At 65.0% G+C, this 17,517-nt stretch carries 15 protein-coding genes; 8 read left to right on the top strand and 7 right to left on the bottom strand.

Translation table 11 applies throughout. The features are described from left to right. Positions 1–595 (top strand): hypothetical protein (locus tag Aau02nite_RS31585; RefSeq protein ID WP_212992248.1); only part of this gene is annotated, 595 nt, incomplete at its 5' end. Continuing rightward, complete coding sequence (locus Aau02nite_RS31580) at positions 568–1,098, top strand: hypothetical protein (protein ID WP_212992247.1); 531 nt, start codon at positions 568–570, stop codon at positions 1,096–1,098. The genes Aau02nite_RS31585 and Aau02nite_RS31580, both read left to right, overlap by 28 nt. 416 nt (positions 1,099–1,514) lie before the next feature. Here Aau02nite_RS31580 and Aau02nite_RS31575 read toward each other — a convergent pair whose 3' ends face one another. The 7 genes from Aau02nite_RS31575 to Aau02nite_RS31545 all read right to left on the bottom strand — a co-directional run bounded on the left by Aau02nite_RS31575 (position 1,515) and on the right by Aau02nite_RS31545 (position 12,229). Beyond that, positions 1,515–3,923, bottom strand: a complete 2,409-nt coding sequence (locus Aau02nite_RS31575; protein WP_212992246.1) for an AAA family ATPase — start codon at positions 3,921–3,923, stop codon at positions 1,515–1,517. A 408-nt stretch (positions 3,924–4,331) separates the two neighbouring features. Next, positions 4,332–6,119, bottom strand: a complete 1,788-nt coding sequence (locus tag Aau02nite_RS31570; RefSeq protein ID WP_212992245.1) for an ADP-ribosylglycohydrolase family protein — start codon at positions 6,117–6,119, stop codon at positions 4,332–4,334. Continuing rightward, positions 6,119–6,832: a DarT ssDNA thymidine ADP-ribosyltransferase family protein gene (locus Aau02nite_RS31565; RefSeq protein WP_212992244.1), complete on the bottom strand. Its 714-nt coding sequence runs from the start codon at positions 6,830–6,832 to the stop codon at positions 6,119–6,121. The genes Aau02nite_RS31570 and Aau02nite_RS31565 overlap by 1 nt, the downstream gene beginning before the upstream one ends. Next, the gene (locus tag Aau02nite_RS31560) at positions 6,829–8,223 is read right to left on the bottom strand and encodes a 3'-5' exonuclease (RefSeq protein ID WP_212992243.1); all 1,395 of its coding nucleotides are present in this window, start codon (positions 8,221–8,223) and stop codon (positions 6,829–6,831) included. The genes Aau02nite_RS31565 and Aau02nite_RS31560 overlap by 4 nt, the downstream gene beginning before the upstream one ends. A gap of 303 nt (positions 8,224–8,526) precedes the next feature. Beyond that, a complete protein-coding gene (locus Aau02nite_RS31555) occupies positions 8,527–9,753 on the bottom strand; it encodes a DAK2 domain-containing protein (protein WP_212992242.1) in 1,227 nt (408 codons plus the stop codon). A gap of 17 nt (positions 9,754–9,770) precedes the next feature. Further along, on the bottom strand, positions 9,771–10,505 hold the full coding sequence (locus Aau02nite_RS31550) for a DNA-binding transcriptional response regulator (RefSeq protein ID WP_212992241.1): 735 nt from the start codon (positions 10,503–10,505) through the stop codon (positions 9,771–9,773). After that, on the bottom strand, positions 10,502–12,229 hold the full coding sequence (locus Aau02nite_RS31545) for a hypothetical protein (RefSeq protein WP_212992240.1): 1,728 nt from the start codon (positions 12,227–12,229) through the stop codon (positions 10,502–10,504). Before Aau02nite_RS31545 ends, Aau02nite_RS31550 begins: the two co-directional genes overlap by 4 nt. A gap of 319 nt (positions 12,230–12,548) precedes the next feature. On the opposite strand from Aau02nite_RS31545, the gene Aau02nite_RS31540 reads away from it, so the two are divergent. From Aau02nite_RS31540 to Aau02nite_RS31515, 6 genes are all read left to right on the top strand, one after another. Continuing rightward, positions 12,549–12,725: a hypothetical protein gene (locus Aau02nite_RS31540; protein WP_212992239.1), complete on the top strand. Its 177-nt coding sequence runs from the start codon at positions 12,549–12,551 to the stop codon at positions 12,723–12,725. A 720-nt stretch (positions 12,726–13,445) separates the two neighbouring features. Then, positions 13,446–13,853, top strand: coding sequence for a type II toxin-antitoxin system RelE/ParE family toxin (locus Aau02nite_RS47915; RefSeq protein ID WP_212992238.1), 408 nt, complete (start codon positions 13,446–13,448; stop codon positions 13,851–13,853). A gap of 190 nt (positions 13,854–14,043) precedes the next feature. Continuing rightward, complete coding sequence (locus Aau02nite_RS31530; RefSeq protein ID WP_212992237.1) at positions 14,044–14,466, top strand: helix-turn-helix domain-containing protein; 423 nt, start codon at positions 14,044–14,046, stop codon at positions 14,464–14,466. 146 nt (positions 14,467–14,612) lie between these two features. After that, complete coding sequence (locus Aau02nite_RS31525) at positions 14,613–15,011, top strand: hypothetical protein (protein WP_212992236.1); 399 nt, start codon at positions 14,613–14,615, stop codon at positions 15,009–15,011. Positions 15,012–15,226: 215 nt separating this feature from the next. Further along, the gene (locus Aau02nite_RS31520) at positions 15,227–15,727 is read left to right on the top strand and encodes a transposase family protein (RefSeq protein ID WP_212992255.1); all 501 of its coding nucleotides are present in this window, start codon (positions 15,227–15,229) and stop codon (positions 15,725–15,727) included. Positions 15,728–15,844: 117 nt separating this feature from the next. Further along, positions 15,845–17,293 (top strand): hypothetical protein, encoded by a 1,449-nt coding sequence (locus Aau02nite_RS31515; RefSeq protein WP_212992235.1) that lies wholly within the window; start codon positions 15,845–15,847, stop codon positions 17,291–17,293. The last annotated feature ends 224 nt before the right edge of the window (positions 17,294–17,517 follow it).

Below are 17,517 nucleotides of genomic sequence, written 5' to 3'. Positions count from 1 at the left end.
ACAAGTTTCCGGACAGGCACTTAGAGGATCCACACTCCAGGTACCCGTCGGCCTCGGCGACCAACGCGCGGCCCTGTCGGAGGTCAATGCACGAAAGGCTGTTCTCGTGGGGCAGTCCGGCCTCGGAAAGTTCCACGCCTTGCGTGCTGAGGCAGATAGGCTCGAATCGCTCGGTCAGCAGACCACGTACATCAACCTTCGCGGTCTCAACGCCCAAGAGGCCTGCGGCGTGCTGATGGCCGAACTTGAGCATCCGGGCCAGCGGGTCAGCCTCATGATTGACAGCCTGGACGAGGCCGTGGGCACCCCACCGGCCATGATCCGGGCCCTCAGTCAGGTCTTCGACCGGTACGACACGCGGATCGCGTTGCTCCGACTGGCAGTGATGTCCGGATCACACTGGATCCGGGCGCACGAGTGCCAGACATGTTCGTCACGCGAGGAGGTGTGCGTTAACTGCAGGTCGACAGGTGTGTACGGCGTACTCGGAACCGTGCACGAGAAGCTCTTGATGGCGCCGCTGACACAGGCGCAGGCGCGCGAAGCCGCAGCTACAGACGTTCCGACGTGGACGGCTTCATCGCCGCCGTGGTGAAGCCGGGCATCGGACCGATCGCCGCCTATCCGGTTGTCTTGAAGTTGCTGTTGCAGGCCGCGCGGCGCGGCCGGGTACGCACGACCCGGATGGAGGCATACCACCTCGGCACCCAGGGGCTGGCGGCTGGTGCCGACGCCGTCTCGGCGGCCCTTGACGTTCCGCTGCCGCAGCGGCTCACAGGCGCACGTCGGCTCGCCGTGGCCACAGTGCTGTCGGACGCTCGAGAAGTGTGGCAGCGGCGTCTACCAGGGGCCGAGTTCCATACGCTCTCCCTAGAAGACGTCTCTACCGCCAGCGTGACGTACACAGCGCTGGACGCCGTCTACGCGAGCGGCTTGTTGCAGGGTGGTGCCGATCGCCGGCGGTGGGCCCACCGCAGCATCGAGGAATTCTTGTGCGCCACAGGACTGCAGTCGCTGCCGCGACACTCGGTCAAGAGGCTGGTGCTGCACCCCAGGGCGACCCACAGGCTCAAGCTGACCCTCCCAACGAACGGCTGACATACGGTGAGCTGCGCTTAACTGACTGCATCTGCTGGCTGAAACTCAACCCGCGGCCGGGTTCAGGCTCAGCCCGGCCGCAAACCCTCAGCCCACTCGGCCCGGCCAATGCAGGAACTCCGCAATGACTGACCCGCAGCGCCAGAGCCTCACCAGCCGCCACTGCACGCCCGGGGTCGAGCACAGGAACCGCGCCGGAATCGCCGGCTGGGGAAGCTCGCTCAACCCGTTCCCGCCAGCCGACACACTGACGCAGCCGAACTGGACGACTCGCCTAGCGGCCGCCGACATCTGATCACCTACGATCACCCACCGAACCGCCGGCGCCTACCCAACCCACTCCGCCTGCTCACCGGATCGCGCCATTATCTGCCCTGCTCGGCCGACGATGCCGCGTGCCAACCACCTGGAGCGGGTTAGTAGCCGGGGCCGATGTTGACCTCGGGGTCCTGGTTCGCTAGGCGTTCTAGGCGGGTGAGGTCCTCAAGCCGTTGCCGGAAGGCCGGGAAGTCGGTGATGGTTCTGGTCGGATCGGTCCGGAGGGAGAAGTCGCGCCGGAGCGCCGCGATTCTGATCTTGAGGGCGTCGTGAGCGGCGGAGTCGTCGAGGCTGCTCTCGATCTCGCGTAGACGGCTGTCGGCGATTGTTCTGCTTGCCCCGTCGCGGTAGTCGTCAAGGAATCCGCGGACGATGCGGCCCATGCGCTTTTCGCGCCGACGTTGCGTTTCACCGACTGCGGCGTCTTCGAGCAGGTCGGTCAGATCGCTCAGGAGCGCGATGAAGTTGTCTTCCAGCGTCTTGACCCCGGCTGGGCGTCGGCCCTCGAGCGGGACCTGGTTGAGATAGCTGACGACTTCGCGGGCGAAACCGACCTTATCGATGCTGGCGGCGAAGGCTTCGGCGAAGCCGTCCTTGAGGCTGTCCCACAGCGGGCTGTCCGAGTCGAGGCGTGTCTTGAGGTCTGTTTCCTTCAGGGTGGCGGCGTCGTGATCGCTAAGGCCCAGCAGTCGGGTGGCGTAGTTCCTCGCGGCGTGAATCGCGATGCTCGCGGGGATGAGGTCCTCGATCTCGGTCACGGCACCGGACTTGGTGGCGGAGACCACTGTGATGTCGTCGGGCGAAGCAGCTGCGCGTTTGGTGGCCCAGGTGTCGAGGCTGACAACGAATTTGGCGTCCAGGACCGGCTTGCGGTTCGCCTCGCTGCGTCTGAGCTTCTCGACGGCCATCCGGCCGGCTTCGTCGCCGTCGAGAAGCGCGACGCACGGGGGCTTGATCGGGTCGCGTCCGCGGGCGAGGTAGGCGATGTAGGGGACACTGTCGGCACTGCCTGCCGGCACGATGGTGACTTCGTTGAGATCCAGCAGCCGGGCGATGTCGGGCCGCCGCACACGCAGGGCGTTGGACATCCCAGCCAGCATCACCTGGTCGGCGGAGCCTTCGACGATGAGGTTTTTGCCGCCGATGAAGGCGGTCTCGGCCACGTAGCTGCCGAGTGAGGAGCGCAAGGGCTCGTAGTGGGTACGGGCGACGTCCTTGACGACACGGGTGCCTTCTTCCTGGGCGCCCTTGTCGAGGACTCGCAGCCGGTCGGCGGCGTTCTTGTTGATTAGGAACGGCGAGTGGGTGACATAGATTACCTGGTCGGTGCGTACGCGGTCGTCGGGAAGCGCGAAGTTTTCCAGCACCCTCAGCAGGTCCTGCTGGCCGGAGTTGGACAAGTAGGCGTCGGGCTCGTCCATGAGCAGGATCTCGTCGCGATCCTCGGCTGGCCGGTGGGCCTTGAGCTGGACGAAGTAGGCGAGAAAGTGTGTCAGGCCGCGGCTGCGCTCCCCGAAGGAGTACTCCGCTCCGGTGCGGTCGCGGATCGTGAAAACAAGTTCGCGTTCTCGGGTGGTGACGCGAAGCTGGAAGTCGCTGTCCTGGCTCCACCAGCGCGACAAGTTGAGGTGCCGCGCCAAACTCTCGTTGATTTTACCTTCGAGGCCGCTGACCTCGCCCTCTTTGCCTTCGTTGATGGCCTTCTGCAGTTCCTTGAAGATGCTTTCGTCGACGCGGGCGACCTTGACGAGCAGCTTTTTGGCGAGCGCACGCGCCTCACGCTGGTCTGCGTGCTCACGGCTCTGCGTCGTCGAGGCGGGACGGCGGAAGACCGACCACAACCGCTGGCTCCACGCCGGCAGTTCGGCGTCGTTGCCGGCATCGGTTTGCTCAGCGGCGTCGAGGAACTCGCCGCGGACACGGCGGTCAGCAAGGTTTCCCAACCTGGCACCCCACAGCGACGCGATCGGCACGCTGTCGGGAACGGCGATGCTGGTGGAGAACCGCAGCACCCGAGGCAGGGTGCCCTCGAGGGCCCTCACCTTGGTCGCATCGTCGAGTTCGACGATGGCCTCGCCGGCCACGATGAAAGGATTCCCCTGGCCGGGCCGCATAAATAGGAAGGCCTCGCCGACCGCCCTCGTCACATCGAGCGTCGCCAGCACCTCAGATTCCGCAGGCCGGGTTACGGTGAAGACCGCACCGACATCAGGGTGTCGCACTTCGTCGGTCTCGACCGAGAACAGCTGCGAATAGCGGCAGAAGGCGCTTCGCGTGACCTCACGCTCACCCATGACGCACTCGATAGCGTCCAACAGGTGGCTCTTGCCGGACTCGTTGGCTCCAACAATCGCGGTGATCTGCGGATCGACGTCGAGGCGCACATGGGGATACCAGCCCTCCGGCAAGACCTCCCACGGCTGCCGCTGCGCATTTTCGTTCGCACGGCGCTCGTAGTCAAAGTTAAACGACTTGAAGAATCTGACGTACACCCGCGTGAGGCGCACCGGCCCTCCTCGGCATCACATCTCGCCTGACCCTACTGTCAGCCGCATACGAAGAACCTAGCCAGTGGGTATGACAGAAGTGACCAAGGTGGTCGACGACCGCTCTCCAGGAGTAGCCGATGCTCCATTTGGCCAATGATTAAGACCTACGGCGTCCAGACTTGGCACGTCAGGGTTCACTCGCGGCACCGATGCTCGGTATGAGCGACAGTCGCTACATCCCTAAGTCGCCGTGTCCCGACGCCCGCCGCCTTCCAGGGCACTTCGGCTGGCCGGTAGTGCAAGACGCCCGTGGCACCCATACAACGACAGCACAAGGTCTTGAACCACGTGCTGCCAGTTCAGGCCCTCAAGCTCTTGCGCTCGAAGTGCTTTGAACTCCTGCTTCTAATCCGTAGTTTTACCTTCTCAATCCATGTCACGTCCGACACCGGCGTGGCGCTGGCTGACCCGTACGGTGCGGCCGTCCGGGTCCTTAATTTCGAGGACTTCCTCCGGGCTGCTCGGAATGCGTTCGTTGTCCAGTCCGAGCCGTCGCGCCACGTCGGCAAGTAGACCGACCGTGATGCGCACGCTGACCGATGCGGTATCAATCGGAGTGTCGGCGGGCTTTTGCTGGAGTAGAAGCCCTGGGCCGACGCGGGCGGTGCCGGATCGTACAGGGATGTCACGGCCGGTCAACTGGGCGTAGAAAGCGGCTGAGCGAGTCAGGCTTCGAGCGGCGAGGACGACGGCTGCCTCCGGCGCTGGGTCTTCATTCGCCAAGGCGGCAGACCCGTGGTTGCTTACCGTGTGCACGCCCGAGTCGTCGTGGCGTCTGGCGGGCTGTTGGACAGCACGGCCGAGTACGGGTGGGTTACTGGGTCTCGGCGCATCGATGAGGACGGTCTGACCGTCACTGAGCTGCAGTCGTGCGCGGAGGATGCGATCGTCAAGGGTTTCGAGATCGGCAATGCGAAAACGGCGCCCGTCGGGGAACTCGTGCGGCTTCTCGGAACCTTCGTTGGTGGACGCGCTAAGCAGTGTCAGCTTCAGTCCTTCGCGGGATTGGCGTGACGGACGATCTGGCCAGTGACCGAAGTCCACTGTCCGCGCGTGGCTGCGCTGGGCGATCTTGGTGAGGTAGGCGGCGTCTTGGACAGTGAGTGCGAGATCACCTAGCCAGTCGATGCCGTGCAGGCCCCCGAGGATCGCGGCGGTCATTGATGCCAACGTGTCGGTGTCTGCCTTGCGCAGGAACGCCGCGGTTAGCAGGCCCCCCTGAGGGCGGGCAGCGAATCGACTTGCCAGGTAGATGGCAGCGGTCGCAGTAACGGTCCCGGAGCCGTTGACCTTGGGGTCGGTGCAGCCGAGCCGTTCGAGGGTGGTCTCAGGGTTACTCATGGCGCCCTGGTGAACCGAGTCGGCGATGATGTCCAGCAGTTGCTGGGTTTCCTTGTTGGTGTCCCGCCAGGCGCCAGCGAACTGGTCGAGTTCGCTGCTGGTGGCCCAGCCTACAGGCAGTTCCGGCAGGATCTGGTCGACGTCGATCAGGCCGCCGGCGGCGGCTTCGATGCTGTCCCCGAATCCGTGGGTGGCTTGTGCCTGGGCCGCGTGCCGCAGGGCGAAGGCGTAGACGAGCGCGCCGACGAGGGCCCGAGGGTGCCCGTGAGTGGCAATGCCGTCGCGAACGACACGCTGGACTAGGGCATGGGGGGTGTCGGCCCACAGCACGTGGGGGGCGATGCGCATGGCGATGCCGTTGGCGCCAGCGTTGCGATATTTAGCCAGTGCGTCTTTGGCGCGGGCCGAGTTTCCGGAGTCCCACGGTGGGCGGCCAGAAGCCCATGCTGCGGCTGCGCGCAGTACTGCTCCGCCACCGCCGCGCTGGTATAGCGGCCATGTCGGGAGTTCAACCTCGGTGAGCCGCTGCCACCAGCGGTCTCCAGCTAGGCAGGAACGTGCGGTGGCGAGAAGCAGCTGAGTGTCATCGCTGTATTCACCCGGTTCGACAAGGTCCCGGTAGCGGCTGGAGTAGTGGCCGGCGTGGCGGATCCAGCGACGGAAGGTCATGTGCGGCTGGGCGCGGTCGCGTTCCTTCTGGCCGCCGACCAACCCACCGCGGGCTTCTTGCGGCCAGCCAAGCGCATCGCCGGCCGCGGCGCCCAAGAACATGCCTGTCGCGACCTGCGCGCTCAGGCGGTTGTTTCCAGTCATCATGCCGCCTTGGGAGACCAGGGGGTCTCGCTGAAGTATTGGCTGTTCTGGACAGCTTTGGTGATCATCCACTTGTCGAACATGCCGGGTGAAATCACATAATTCACGCCGCCGGGCGGAACTAAACCAAAGCGGTCTAAACGTCCGTATTCCTCTTCTGCTGCTGCCTTGCTGGGGAACACGATCGCACGGATCGCCGACAATGGCACCGGCGCGACGACCAGCACTTCAGCTTGTACGTCGGTGGGGCTGCCGGGGTCGTGGTTCGGGCCGCGGGTGTATACCTTCTGCCCGACCACGGTGTGGGCATAGCAGGCGCGCAGGCCGTCAATGCCGGGCCGGGCCATGACACCTGACGCGGCGGCGTTGCGCGGACAGAAGAGTGTGTCCGGGGCCGCAGCGACCACTTTGTCCAAAAGCAGGCAAACCCAGTCAGGATAGTTCACCGACGCTGCGTTGCGTTTGGCGACGGTGAAGTAGAACCCGTTCGGATATTGGAGGCTGCAGCAGACTCGGTCGGGTCGTCCGTCGAGCCGCTGCAGGTCGGTGGCGCTGTAGCAGGCTCGCACGTCCTGAGCCAGATCGGCGACACTGCGGAGCAAGCCGTCGCGGATGATGTGGGGCAGGTTTCGTGCGGGGGTGAAATGCGCCAGCCGGGCAAGGTCCATTCCTGCCAGCTCGGCGGCGACCGCGAGGTCGAGTGGCTCGGTCATCCGGCCACCGTCACCTGGTAGAGGCCCGAGCCGGCCGGCGGGAGTAATGGGGTCAACTCTCCGGTGTACGTGATGATTAGCTCGGCGCGGGCGCGGGTGACGCCGACGTAGAGCAGCCTGCTCTCCCGGGCCGCGGCCTCGTCATAGCCGAACGCGGCGACCGTCTCGGGGTCAGGGCAGCGGTCGGCGCCGCAGAAAGGCAGGAACACCACGTCGAACTCCAGACCCTTCCCCGAGTGGTAGGTGCCTGCGTATACCCCTGCCGTTACCTCCCACTGGTCGAGGTTGTCGTGCAGCGCGCGGACGCCGGGGATGCCACGTGAGGCTCTGCGGGCTTCGGCACGGGTCCGGGTGAGGATGCCGACCCGGGACACTTTGCCGAAGCTGGCTGCGTTCGCCGCGACCGCTTGCGCTTCTGCCTCGGTCGCGGAGTACTGGACCAGCGTGGGCTTCGCGCCGGCCGCTCGCTGCGGCGCTCGAGGCTCCACGAGGTCGGCGGAGTCCTGGAAGTGCGGCATCTCGCCCATGGCGATGGCCAGCCGGGCGATCTCCGGACTGTTGCGGTAGTTATCGAGGAATTCCTCGGTCTTGGCAACCGTCAGACCGCAGGACCGCCAGGACATCCGCTGCCCGTAGATTTGCTGGGCGTAATCAGCGAACAAGGTCAGGCTGCCGTCGGCCGGGATGGCCGCGGCGAGGGAGCGGATTGCCTCCGGCGACAGGTCCTGGGCCTCGTCGACCACGATGTGCTTGTAGCGGCGCGGCTGCGCATCGTCGGCGAGCGCCGCGCGCACCGCGGAGGGCACGCCGGCCCAGTCGTAGGGCAGTCCGGCCGCAGTGCGGGCGGCGAGATAGTGCGTGCGGATTGCCCAGACCGCCTGACGCTGCGCCGGCTGCAGCGGCTCCATTCGACCGACGCGTCGCACTGCGAGGTAGTCGGGCAGCATGGCCAGGGCGTTACCGTCGATCCACTCCAGCTCGTCGAGGAAGAAGTCGGTCGCCCGGTCGAAAAAAGGGCTCGGACGGAAAGTAGTGGCCGTGGCCTTGACCGCCTGCTCGACGTAGTAGCGCCGTTGAGCCGGGGTCGCGATCTGGCGGTAGCCCATTCGACCGCGGGCGGCCAGATAGCCGCGGCCGAACCGGCCGTACGTCTCGACCGTGACCCTTGGTAGGTCGGCGGCAAAGTGCCTCAGGTAGGCCACCAGCGAGTTGGTGTAGGTCAGCAACAGCGTGGGGCCGCTGTTCTGGGTCCGCGGGTCGGCCAGATGCGCCGCGCGGTGCACGGCCATCACGGTCTTGCCCGTTCCGGCGGTGCCGAGGACGACATGGTGCCCTCGCCCAGTCATGTACACCACGTCGTGCTGACGGCCCTGCGGTGTCGGCAGGCTCACGCTTACTCCCTGTAGATCACCGGCGGGCGGGAGATGCCGCCGAGAGGCCTATGACTCTACCAGCGGATCCATGGGTCGCACCGACTCCATTTCTTGCTTATCGAGCCCGGACAGCGCGACAGTGGCTTTGACGGCCGCGGACACGTGGCGGGCCTGAGGTAGTAGTGAGTGGTGAACGGATCTTGCGGCTGTCCTTCTGCCGCCGCTGTAGCAGGCCCCGACGGGTAGCATGGCTCCCTCGCGCGGCGGGCATGCCAGTGAAGAAGCGAGCGGGCTAAGTTGCGAAGGAATTGGTCCGCGGCCTCACGCTAGGGCGCGGATCGCCACGACGCATTTGCCTAGCCGGTCCGTTCCCTCGGCCAGCGCCCGGGCCTGGGGCAGGCGGTCCAAATCGTGCACCCTGACGACGGGAATGATCAGGTCTGGTCGTTCACGACGAACGGCATTGACACGTTCCCGCAGCGAGTCGCCGGTGATACTGGAGTCGAGCACCAAGACGTGCGCTTCGGTCGGACAGGCACGCAGCTCATTCGTCAGGTCGCCTTCGCCGGCTATCAAAACGCGCCGCTCTGGCGCGGATCCGGTGCTGGTGGTTCGCAATGTGTGCACTGGTTGAGCATCGAAGGTGAGCAGCGTGCCGTACCGGCGACACAACTCGTTGATCAGGTCGGGACGGTCGGCGTGCAAGTGGATCTGCCAGGCCCGGTCCCGGTCCGGGCCGTCGATCACCAGTGAGTCACCTGCGGTCGACAGCTCGGAGCGCAGAAGACGCAGGTCGTCGGGGTCGCCGGTGAGGCGGGCGCGGACCTCGTGGCGCTGGTCCGCTGCTCGCTGGTGGGGAACGAGGTGTGGTGCCGCGTCGAGCGAGGTCAGTGGCTCTTCGATCGTGGCTTCGGGCGCCACGACCGTGCAGAGGCTGGTCAACAGGGTCTGCGCGGCCAAGGCGCCGGCATCGATCGTCGGGGAAAAGTTCCCGAGCTCAAGGCCATCGGCGATAGGCACCGGGTGGCGGCTCAGCGCCAGCGAGATCTCAGTGGTGACGACCTGCGCGAGCGCCGTCGGATCGGATGCCGGTGCCCGGGCCGCGGCGACGGCCGTGGCGTCGAAGACGGTGAGCATCGTGCCTTCCCGTGGCTCCAGCACGGCCGCCCTGGCTCGCTCGGCGGCCCGCCCGAGGGCCTCCACCAGACTCAGCTGGTCGGCGGTCGCCTCGGGCAGCCGCTCGGCGAGGCCCTGCAGCCACGCGTAGGTGATCGTGGCGCTGTTGCCAGGGACTCGGAAGTTGCGCTGGGCGGCGATCGCGACGAGCTCACCCAGTGATTCCGCCGTGTCGAGCAGATCGCAGGCGAAACCGGCCCAGAATGCGCCGATGTTGGCCCCGGTGTCGCCGTCGGGTACGGGAAAGAGGTTGAGTTCGTTGAGCAGCTCGCGGCGGATCGTCAGTTCGTCGAGGCCGTGCCAGGCCCAGGTGATCAGACGCTCAGTGTCCAGGAGGGAGTCCCGGTTGCGTGCGGGCCGCTGCGCCATCATGCCGCCACGTTACGGGCTCAGTCGTCGGTGTGGCTCCTCGGCGGTTCGATATCGAGGCCCAGCATCCGTCGCAGGGTTGGACGCAGGTTTTGCAGGTGTACGGCGCGGCCGGTCGCCGATTCTGGGACGTTGAGCACGTCGCGGAGTTGGTGGACGAGTCGGTCGACGCCGCGCCGGGACGCCTTCTTCGATTCCGACGACCGTCCTTCCACCACGTGGCGGCGCACGGCTGGGTCGGCTGAGTGCACGATCTCTGAGATTTCGGCGAGGCGTCGGCGTCCCCTCGGTGGCGGCGTCGTCGTGCGCTGCGCGAACCGTTCGGGGTCGGTCATCCGTTCGGTGAAGCGCTCCCGGTGCATGACCTCGTCGTGGCTGAATACGTAGGTGGCGCCCGCTCCCTCCATTTGTTGGGCCAGCTCGTCGTGGCCCTTGATATAGGTGCTCGTCACGATGACGATGATGTTGGGGTTGTGCCGCTTGGCGGCGAGCACGACGGATCGGCCGGGGAACCGGTCGTATTCGTGGAAGGGCACGCCGGCCTGGTCCGCCTCGGATTCCCGCATTTTGTCGCCTCGGCGGTCGTAGCCGTCGACGACGGCTACGTCGAATTCACGCCATCGCTCGCCGAGCGCCAGGGCCTGCTCGAAGCTTTGCGCCACGCAGGTGTCTACCGCCGCGTCGTCGGAATGGGTCAGCCAGAGCTGGCGGATCTCCCGCATGCCCGGTTCATCGTCCACGATGATGAAGTTCATCGGCGCGACTCCGTCCTGGTCGCCGTGGCGCTGGGCCTTCGTTGACCGGCATCTTCGAGGGCACTCCGTGCGTCCTCGTTGAGCAGCGTCAACATTTTGTAGTTCTCCAAGGTCCGCGGATCCGCAGACGGCACATCGGCCTGTCGCTCGGCCTGCAGCAGCAGGTCCGCGGCCTGATCGACCTGGGCGCCAATCGTCTGCCGGCGGCCCGCCCAGCCGGTCCGAAACGCGAGGCCGGCTACCTCGGCGGCTCGCTCTTCCTGTTCGATGCTGGTCCGCTGCTCCATGCGCGCGAGTCCCCGGGATAGCACCAAGCTCCCGGCCATCGCCAGCGTGGCCCAGGTCATTTCGGCCAAGAAGGCCTTACCGTCGCCCGGTTGCCGCCGGCTCATCAGCCAGCTCGTGCCGATCTGAAGGCCCACCCCGGCCACCAACAGCGCCTTGCCGACCGGGCTCATGCGTCGGGCGTGCGAGCCCAGCACCCAGGCGTTCCCGGCCAGCGCGTGCAGGCCAGGATGCATCGGGGTGCCGCCCGGATTGTAGGTCTTGCGGCGCATGGTCCGGGTGCCGACCGTGGCGATGAAGAGAGAAGCCGGCAGGCACAACAGAGTGAGGTCGGACGGGTTCACCGACTGCCATCGTCGGGAGATGTAATGTGCCGTCGCGGCGGCGACCGCGTCTACGGCGGCCGCCGCCGCGGTGACCGGTACGGGAATGTGCGCATGGCCGGGCGAGCTGGTGGTCATGATCCAGGCGGATTGCAGCGCGAGACCCACGGTGACCAAATCCAGCCGCCAGACAGAGCGGCCGGAGGGCAGGTGGACGTCGTAGGCCCGCGCCTGCTCCCCACGGCGCTGTGTGGTGACCCGCATGCTGAGGTCCATCCCAGCGCCGCGGCGCAGAGTCCGCACCACGTCGAGCCGGGTGTCCCCCGCCACGCCGATCTCGTCCAGGACGAGGTACAGCTCCTCGGCTTGGACCGGATCGAGGAGAAGCCCGCCTTCCTCGGTGCGGGCGTCGTGGGCCGGGGCTTCACGGTCGAGATAGACGCGGTCGCGCAGCCGGTTGCCGCCTCGGTCGTCGGCGTACTGGTGGAGCGCGGCGGCTAACAGCGTGCCGGCCCCTCCCTGGTGGCCGCGTTGGTTGTCGGCCGAGTTCGTACGCTGCCGCCGGTTCCTCTGCGCCGCCATCAGGCCGGCCTTGGCGTGGTCCGGCACGGCGGACGAGTCGAGCAGCAGTGTGAAGACCTTCTGCAGGGAGTCGAGAGCCAGGATGCCGCCGTCCCGGTCGAACTGTCGCTCGCCGAAGAACCCCATGGCGGCCCGAATCGCATCTTGGCGGTTCTGCTCCCCGCGCCGTAGCCGCCACTGACCGACCTGCTCGGCCAAGCGAAGGGCGGCGCCGGCGGTGAGCGCAATGGCGGGATAGGTGAACGCGTCGGCCAGGCTGGTAGGACGACGCGTCAGCCGACGCGTCGTGAACGCGGTCGCGGTGGGGGCCACCATCGCTACCACGCCGTTGACCAGCCCGTGGGTATAGATGCGCTCGACCGCGACGCCGACCGTCGGGAGGAGGGAGGCCGCCATCCCGGCGTCGCGACCGCTGCGCGGGTAGGCCCACAGCGAAGCCGCCAAGCTCACGCTGTCGAGCAGCGTCCGGGCGCGCTGCCCGCGCGGACCGTCCAGCCGCCTAGTCGCCAGCATGAACGCCTCGACGGCGTCCACCGCGGCTACTGCCAAGGCGACCCGGCGTCCGGTCCGGCTGTTCAGGGGCCCGTCCTCGTGGAACGCGCACCAGAATGTATTTCCTGCCCGCAGCAGCACGTGCAGGGCTACCCGCACCTGCTCGAGCTCGGGACTCGGACGGTAGCCAGTCTTCGTCGCTCTCCGTTTAGGGCGCATGGTGGTCAGTATCGCCGCCCGGGCGTACATATTCTCGGTCTAATTTGTTCGCCAGCCTCAGTAGAGTCGCGGGCAACCGGCGCGACCAAGATGTGCATTCGACAGCTAGAGATTGCCCGCCAACCCTTGGTCCGATATGGGCATGGTCATTCGAATCCTTGCCTTCGCCCTCATCGTGACTGCGTCGCTGCTGGTGGCGACGTGGGCCGGCTTCCTGGTCTGGCTCGAAGCGGGCCGAGTCTCCCCGGCGATCCTCTCTGCGGCCGGGGCGTTCGGCGCCACCTTCGGGTTGGGACTCGGCATCTACAGCTCTCTGTGAACCTCTAGCTCGACTCGCTGCCGGGCAGCGTCGAACGGTGCGGTGGGTGGGCCGACAGGCCCGCCCACCGCGGCCTTGCCGGGTCACCGGCCGACGCCGCCGTCGATCCGGACGGACCAACTGGTTGAGAGACTGACGAGTTCGCCCAAATTCAGCCTTATAACTAAGCCAAAGATCAACATAACTAAGGCCACAGATCAACTCGGTGATCACTATCGGAGGCCAAGCCCTTGAACATGACCTATAAACATGATGCGTGGGCACAACACCATGATTTCTCGATCGTTTGGGATCGATAGAGTTAAGTTCGGTGCGCCAAGACGTTCCGTCGCCGGGTCTCGGGCCGCTGCGAGTGTGCGAGTGTGCGATGGACGGCGGTTGCTAATCTGCGGAGGCAGTCAGCTATAGTCCCGAAGATCGAAGTGGTCGATCTAGGTGGTAGCTGGTTCATATACTTTGGCCACGAGTAAAAGTTTTGATGCTGATGATGATCACTGATGCATCAAGTAGCGATACGCGAGCAGCGCGTCTTCGGACATGTCACCCTCCCGGGTGTTGACGAACGCCTACTCGTTGATCGAGCATTACGATGAGATCACCATGTGTCATGGGGTGCTTCGCGCCGGTCGCCTCAAGGAGGCCGGGCATGCAACTTAGATAGAGTTCCCGCCCTGGCGGGTTATGGCGCCAATTCCAACAGGTTGGAGATCGGAGGCCTGAGTGCCGAGAGAAAGGCGCCAGAAAGACTCTGAAGCTTCGGACGCTAGCCCCCAGGTCCGCCAAGAGCGCAAGTGGATCTGGTATCACCCGGAGCAGGATGGCAAGCCCGCGAAGAAGGAGTTCAACAGCCTTCCTGCGGCTGGCAAGGGTCGCCTGCTTGCCGTAGTCAAAAGATATCTGGAAGGCGCTAGCCGGCGGCACGACATTGATCATCTGGGCAGCGGGATGTATGAGGCTCGAACCCAGGTCGGAAACGATCATTATCGAGTCCTTTTTTTCCATTGGGGTCCGGATTGTGTTGCTTTGACCGCTTTTTACAAGAATCAGAGGAAGACTCCTAAGGTCGAGAAGGAGCGCGCCGAGTCGCGTCGTACCCAGTGGGAGGGGCAGTACGGTAAGCACCCGTAGGCTGTCCGACCGTCCCCCTAAGTGTGACCAGCTGGCCGATACCACTGGCAGGGCGACGGTCGGGAGCCTAGTATCGGGAGTAACCGATAAAGCCCTAGCCTCGTTGAGGGCTTAGCGGTCCGCGATGAAGGAGAAAAACGTGAGCGTGGTTCGCGATTCGGGCACGAGTTCCGCTCCGTACGAAGCCCCCATGTTCGACGATGAGTTCGCCTCGTACCTCGATGAGTCTCTCCAGGACCCGGAGGTGCGGGCCGCCTACGAAGATGGCGAAGAACGTCATCGAATCGTGGACAGCCTCATCGCGCTGAGGCGAGCGCTTCGCCTTACGCAGAAGGCAGTTGCTGGCCGGATGGGCGTTCGTCAGCCTGCTGTGTCTGAGTTCGAAAACGAGGCTAACGATCCTCGCCTCTCGACGTTGCAGCGTTATGCACGCGCAGTCGAGGCGCGGCTCAAGGTGGTGGTGGAGATGCCGGCAGAATGCGACTGGATCTCTACAAGCCTGATGACCTACAGTCCCGAGAAGCCCACCGTGGTTGATGCCGGTGTTTCGGTCACCAAGGGAAATCTCGCTCGAACCTGGCGCGCAAGGTCGGATTGGGAACTTACCGCGTGAAGATTTCTGGCGATTTGGATTTGTACGCTGCGCAGCAGGAGGCAGCTCGCCTTGCTGCGCGCGCACAGGTCCGAGACATCAGGTTGCTTCGCTCATCGATCGAGATGGAGCGGTTTCCCGGGCATTCCGTGCACTTGCGCTGGTCGATGGATACTGACATCGAGGCCGAACGTGACGAGAACGACGGTGACGCATTCGTCTTGAGGACGAAATATACTGTGAAGGTCAATGAAGTCGTGACCACGGTCTCAAGCGAAGAACCCCGCGATTTGTCGGCGAGTACTGAGGGCAGCGACGACGACGAGGCTTCGTTGATTGCAGACATATCGTTTGAGTTCGCAGCACTCTTTACTGTTGAGCGCCGAGAAGACGACTCCCCCGTCACAGACGAAGAGCTTAGAGCGTACTCTTTTACAACAGGCGTATTTGCAATGTATCCGTACGCGCGGGAATACATCTACGACACGACTGGTCGGGTTGGCCTTCCTCCGCTCACTGTCGGGGTTCTCCAGCTTCCGGTGAAGCGGCCCGTTGCGACTGCGTGACGAATGATTTCGCTCGACCTTTTAAAGTAACGTCAGTTTTGAATTGACTCCCGCTTCGATGTTAGTCAGTGATCCTTTTCCAACCTGATCTTGCAGGTCAGCCTAGGTCGCCAGGGGCCGCTGATCGATGAGGGCGAGGCTCCAGGTAGGACAGCAAATCGACCAAAACCCGATGCCCTGACCCGGAGCCTCGCCATGCTGTCCTACCTGCCACGATCACCTTGTCCAGCCGGACGCTGAACCACCTCGCTGACCGCATCCGCAGCGACCGCCAGCAGCGCGGATCCCGATGGCGGCGGCTGAGCCCAGGCCGGCAGGCACTGCTCGCCCTGGCCCACCTGCGCAACGGCGACACCTACGCCCGCCTTGCCGCCGGCTTCGAGATCGGCGTCGCCACCGCTTGGCGGTACGTCCCGGAAGCGATCGCCCTGCTCAGCGCTAACGTCGTGACCTTCGCCGATAAGGGCTATCAAGGAGCCCGTGGCAGCGTGCGCACCCCCTTCAAGCGGCGTCGTTTCCGGCCGAAGCTGTCGCGCCGGCAGAAGTCGGTCAACCGGGCGCACGCGAAGATCCGCGTCCGCGGCGAGCGGGCGATCGCCACGCTCAAGACCTGGAAAGTCCTCATCAAGCTGCGCTGCTGCCCGCGCCGGGCGACCGCGATCGTGCGAGCGACCCTCGTTCTGCACCACGTCGAAGCCGACCGCTACGAACGATGAAAAGGTTCAAGGCATCGGCGCGCAGGCCCGCTCAGTCCTGGCCGTTCAGAGGGCGGGTGCCCTTCCCCCCCCGCCCGATATGGTGACGGAACGGTTGCCTGGGTGCGGAGGTATCGGATGGGCGCATACTGGCCGTTAATCCGGGCTGCAGCCTTCGCGATCATTGCCTACGTAGTGCTTGTCGCGCTGACAATGCTTGTCGGCCGTGACGGCCCGGACGTGTTGACCGACACCGACTTCGCGGCCGGCCTGGGCGGTGTCGTCGGTTCCGCTGTAGTGACGTTCCTGCTCCGCGGTGAATCCACCACTCCGGCAGCCCGGCACGCCACGCCGGCCCCGGAAGGGCCGGCCGGCGACGCCGCCGCCCAAATCCGCCCCACATCAGTGCGGATCTACAGCCTCATCGGGGCACTGCTGCTGGTCATCCTCGGCTGGATCCTGCTGATGGTGACCGTGTGGCAGTGGCTCACAGCCTTCGCTCCCACGCCGACATGGCCGAGGCAGGCCGCGCTGCTCATCATGCCGATCGGCGTCATCGCGGCCAGCGTCATCTTGACCGAAGGTCATCGCGTCCACACCCACAACCATCGCCTTGCACACTGGGTCGCCCTGATCCTGCTGGCTGCCATCGCCGGTTGGACGTTTTCCTGGTTCCTCGACGATGAGTCAATCGTTGTAACAGCGAGTGCAGCCGGAATGGCCGTAGGTTTCTGGTTCGCGCAAAGAGTCGATTGGCCGACTCTGTCGAGCCGCAGCTCGCAGATCACCGGGCGGTGGGAGCAAGCGATTGATCGGAGGGTCGAGCGGTCTTTTCGGCTGCTGGATCGCAAGCCGGTCACCGCTAACGTCATTTCCATCGTGGCGGGCGGACTGCTTTACGCGCTGCTGTTTGGCGTGGCAGGGCTACTGATGATCACACCACTGTTCAGGGTAGATGTCGCAGATTTGGACGTGGCCGCACGTCTCGCATTCCGGGTCATCTGCTACGCCGCCGCCGGATGGATCGTGGTCCAGTTGTGGCTTCGGTTGCGGGCGGCAGGGCCGGCGCACACCCGCTGGCTCGTGCTGCCGCTGGCCGGGGCGGCTGCGATCGTGGCGCTGACCGTTACATTAGGGGCAGTCATCATCTATGCGACGTCGGTTGCCCTGGGGCCGGACAAATGCCTGGTAGGTAACTGGCAGGTGACCTCTCGGCTGCCGCCCGCCAGCGAAGAGTCGGACGACGGCAAAATGACCACGTTCTTCGACTTCGACGCGGACGGTACTTTCGTTGTAGGCCCCGGCCCTACAGACCGTTCACCCGAGGCTTCGGGAAGTCTGGGCGCAGACCGGAAACCGTATCTTGTCGTGAACCAGATCCTGTTCCTAGACCTCAATGACAGCACGGACATCTCGGTAGAGAATGTCGACCGAGTGATGCTGCTTCTGTCGAACTCTGTAGACGATGACAGCACCGATGGGCAAGAACAAATGAAGTACAGTTGCCGAGGTGACTGGCTGACCCTGTTCGTGGGGGGTGAGTACGGTGAGAACACAGCATGGATGCTTCAGCGAATGGAGGACTGATCGACCGACTCGGGTTTGGTCGATTTGCTGTCCTACCTGGAGCCTCGCCCTCATCGATCAGCGGCCGCTATCGACCTAGGCTGACCTGCAAGATCAGGTTGGAAAAGGCTCAGTATCGAGGCGGCGGTGTGGATCTAGCGAGGGCAGGTCGTCGATCTGCCTGCCGCGTCCCTGCGTAGGCGGCACGGCCCGAGGTTCCGAGGTTGAAGGCGGCCGAGTTGTTG

This window comes from Actinoplanes auranticolor (assembly GCF_018332655.1).
Lineage (GTDB): Bacteria > Actinomycetota > Actinomycetes > Mycobacteriales > Micromonosporaceae > Actinoplanes > Actinoplanes auranticolor.
The sequence above is the reverse complement of the archived record's forward strand: the minus strand, read 5'-3'. Positions and strand labels throughout refer to the sequence as shown.

What these genes read in the sequence shown, in the direction of transcription:
- Aau02nite_RS31570 (WP_212992245.1), bottom strand. Translation starts at nt 6,119, where the DNA reads ATGACTGGAAACAACCGCCTGAGCGCGCAGGTCGCGACAGGCATGTTC.
- Aau02nite_RS31565 (WP_212992244.1), bottom strand. Translation starts at nt 6,832, where the DNA reads ATGACCGAGCCACTCGACCTCGCGGTCGCCGCCGAGCTGGCAGGAATG.
- Aau02nite_RS31555 (WP_212992242.1), bottom strand. Translation starts at nt 9,753, where the DNA reads ATGATGGCGCAGCGGCCCGCACGCAACCGGGACTCCCTCCTGGACACT.
- Aau02nite_RS31550 (WP_212992241.1), bottom strand. Translation starts at nt 10,505, where the DNA reads ATGAACTTCATCATCGTGGACGATGAACCGGGCATGCGGGAGATCCGC.
- Aau02nite_RS31540 (WP_212992239.1), top strand. Translation starts at nt 12,549, where the DNA reads ATGGTCATTCGAATCCTTGCCTTCGCCCTCATCGTGACTGCGTCGCTG.
- Aau02nite_RS31530 (WP_212992237.1), top strand. Translation starts at nt 14,044, where the DNA reads ATGTTCGACGATGAGTTCGCCTCGTACCTCGATGAGTCTCTCCAGGAC.
- Aau02nite_RS31525 (WP_212992236.1), top strand. Translation starts at nt 14,613, where the DNA reads ATGGATACTGACATCGAGGCCGAACGTGACGAGAACGACGGTGACGCA.
- Aau02nite_RS31515 (WP_212992235.1), top strand. Translation starts at nt 15,845, where the DNA reads ATGGGCGCATACTGGCCGTTAATCCGGGCTGCAGCCTTCGCGATCATT.